This is a genomic window from Pseudomonas sp. SDO55104_S430 (genome assembly GCF_054070595.1).
The window spans coordinates 1-2,521 of sequence record NZ_JBSVXG010000413.1; the positions used below are offsets into that span (position 1 = coordinate 1).

The 2,521-nt window shown below is 62.0% G+C and carries 2 protein-coding genes; both read left to right on the plus strand.

All coding sequences use genetic code 11. From position 1 onward, the window contains the following. Window positions 1-161: 161 nt before the first annotated feature. Complete coding sequence (locus ACW9JE_RS30220) at window positions 162-968, plus strand: sulfite exporter TauE/SafE family protein (RefSeq protein WP_457434850.1); 807 nt, start codon at window positions 162-164, stop codon at window positions 966-968. 296 nt (window positions 969-1,264) lie between these two features. Continuing rightward, complete coding sequence (locus ACW9JE_RS30225; protein ID WP_457434849.1) at window positions 1,265-2,449, plus strand: porin; 1,185 nt, start codon at window positions 1,265-1,267, stop codon at window positions 2,447-2,449. The last annotated feature ends 72 nt before the right edge of the window (window positions 2,450-2,521 follow it).

The window sequence follows — 2,521 nt, forward strand, 5'->3', positions numbered from 1 at the left end:
CCGCGCCGCCTGATTTCACGACGGCTTCGCCGCCGAACGCAGCCTCGCAAGCTCGACAGCTGCTACATGAAGCGGGTCGTGCAGTCGTTGGGATAAGCATTATCCTGTTACTCAATCGATACCGGGCGTTCCCGGCCTTTGTCATGGATTACGAGCGTTTTATGTTGCTGGCGAGTTTTTTTGGGGTGGTGATGGGGTTGGTGCTGGGCCTGACCGGAGCCGGCGGCGGCATTCTGGCCGTGCCGGCGTTGGTGCTCGGCCTGGGTTGGACCATGACCCACGCGGCGCCGGTCGCGCTGTTCGCGGTGGGCAGCTCCGCGGCGGTCGGCGCAATCGACGGTTTGCGTCATGGCCTGGTGCGCTATCGCGCGGCAATGTTGATCGCGGCGCTGGGCGCGGTGTTTTCACCGGTGGGCATCTACTTCGCCCATCAGCTGCCGGAAAAAGTCCTGATCATCCTGTTCAGCCTGCTGATGGTCATGGTCGCCGCGCGAATGTTGCGCCGCGAGCGTAAACAAGAGGGCCCCAGCGATCACGGTCACGCCAACTGGGGGCAAAAGAACTGCATGCTCGATCAGCACACCGGACGCTTTTCCTGGACCGCCAAATGCACCGCGACCCTCGCCGCCCTCGGCGCGGTGACCGGCGTGGTCTCGGGATTGCTTGGGGTAGGCGGCGGCTTCCTGATCGTGCCGGCGTTCAAGCAACTGACCGACGTGCAGATGCGCGGGATCATCGCCACCTCGCTGATGGTGATCAGCCTGATCTCGGCCATTGGTGTCATCGGCGCGCTGCATGCCGGGGTGCGTATCGATGGCCTTGGCGCGGCGTTCATCGCGTCGAGCATCATCGGCATGATCGTCGGCCGCAAACTCTGCGCCCGGGTGCCGGCGCGGGTGCTGCAGGTGGGGTTTGCCAGTGTCTGCCTGATCGTCGCAGCCTACATGCTGCTGCGCACGATCCTCTGAACACCACAATCCCCTGTAGGAGCGAGCTTGCTCGCGATGGTCGTCAACGATAACGCTGGGTATCTGACAGACCGCGGTGCCTGTGCCTCCATCGCGAGCAAGCTCGCTCCTACAAGATTCTTTAGGTGTACGCCCTTGGTGGCTAACCTGGCCGACAACCGGTCTTACTTCCTAAATCCCGCGCACCATCGTCCCCTCCAAAGCAGCCGAAAACCGCCTCCAAGGCAGCGTATGGCGCCATCCGTCCGCTTTCGATAATCGCCTCCGACACCTCGTCCCCCGTCGCGGAGCGCGCCATGCACAACAATAAGAACTTCACCCACCGTTTTTTACCGGCCTTCATTGCGAGCCTGTCCACCCTTGGCCTGAGTTCCGCCGTCCAGGCAGAGATCATGCTGTACGACAAGGACCAGACCACGTTCTCCACCGATGGCTACATCAATGCCTTCTACGTGAATAGCGATGTCGACCGCGCCGGCGATCAGTTCGACCGCCGCCAGTCGCGGGTAAAGATGGGCTTTCTGCCCAACTATCTGGGCTTCAACATGGGCAAGCAGGTCGATGACCTCAAGCTCGGTGCCCGTGCCTCGTTCTGGGTGACCATCAACGACAGCGAAACCAACGGCACCGACACCGCCATCGACGTACGCCAGTTCTACGGCACCGTGGCCAATCCCGAGTGGGGCGAAGTGCTGATCGGCAAGGATTTCGGCCTGTTCGCCCGCTCTAACATCCTGCTCGATGAGCTGCTGGCCGGTTACGGTCAGGTCAGTGATACCCTGGGGCTGGTGGATGGCGGCGGGGTGTCGTTCGGCAACATTGGCACCGGCTATCCATACCCGTTCCCGACCTCGCAGATCACCTACCGCACCCCGGTGATGGACGGGCTGCGCGTGGCCGTGGGGATCATGGACCCGGTGGACACCAACGATAGCAGCCCGACCGGCAAGGCCTACCAGGAAAACCCGCGCACCGAGAGCGAGATCACCTACCAGTTCGATCTCGCCGGCGCGCAGATCTACAGCTGGGTCAACGGCAGCTACCAGACTTCGGATAACACCGATTCCACCGTCGATACCGTCACGTCCAAAGGCGTCGGCTACGGCGTGCAGGCAAAAATGGGCGGCCTGTCCCTGACCGGGTCGGGTTTCCAGGCCAAGGGCATCAACCCGTTCTTCACCAACAACGCCGGCGAGCCGACCCTGCGCAACGTCGACAGCGACGGCTATCTGTTGCAGGGCTCGTACAAACTGGGCAAGAACCGCCTGGCGCTGTCCTACGGCAAGACCAAGGACGATGGCAACGGCGCGGTGGGCAGCGGCGCGGACTATGAGACTCGTGGTATTGCGCTGTTCCATGACGTCAACGACAACCTGAAACTGGTTGCCGAGTACAACCAGTTCGAAATCAACGGCCACGACACCAGTGCACAGAATGAAGACACCGATACCTTTGCGGTGGGGGCGGTGTTGACCTGGTAATCCTCCCCAAGGCATCACATCACACCCCTGTGGGAGCGGGCTTGCTCGCGAAAGCGGACGGTCAGGCAACAT

Bases quoted from the DNA above. Each gene is read 5' to 3' on its own strand.
- ACW9JE_RS30220 (WP_457434850.1), top strand. From the start codon at position 162: ATGTTGCTGGCGAGTTTTTTTGGGGTGGTGATGGGGTTGGTGCTGGGC.
- ACW9JE_RS30225 (WP_457434849.1), top strand. From the start codon at position 1,265: ATGCACAACAATAAGAACTTCACCCACCGTTTTTTACCGGCCTTCATT.